This window comes from Streptomyces coffeae (assembly GCF_016741875.1).
In the GTDB taxonomy this organism is placed as follows: Bacteria; Actinomycetota; Actinomycetes; order Streptomycetales; family Streptomycetaceae; genus Streptomyces; species Streptomyces coffeae.
In genome coordinates this window covers 1-356 of sequence record NZ_JAERRF010000224.1, presented here as the reverse complement: position 1 = coordinate 356, position 356 = coordinate 1, and the positions used below count along the sequence as shown (strand labels likewise).

Sequence of the window (356 nt, the reverse complement as noted above, 5' to 3'; positions counted from 1 at the left end):
ATCCACCTCCGAAAGCTCACCCGTCATCCCACTGGGCACATCCCACGCACCCCACGCCAACGACACACCCGACAGCCCAAGCCCACGCCGGTACTCCACCAACGCATCCAAAAACGCATTCGCCGCCGCATAACCACCCTGCCCCGCACTCCCCAACACCCCCGCAGCCGAAGAGAACACCACAAACGCCGACACCTCACCCACCAACTCATGCAAATACCACGCCGCATCCACCTTCGGCCGCAACACCGCATCCACCCGCTCCGGTGTCAACGCGCCCACCACCCCGTCATCCAGCACACCCGCCGCATGCACCACCCCAGACACCACACGCCCCTCCAACACCCCCGCCAACA

At 65.2% G+C, this 356-nt stretch carries 1 protein-coding gene; it reads right to left on the bottom strand.

Going from position 1 to position 356, the window contains the following annotated elements:
- On the bottom strand, nucleotides 1-356 hold a 356-nt coding region (locus tag JK363_RS41760; RefSeq protein ID WP_201883535.1), incomplete at both ends, for a KR domain-containing protein.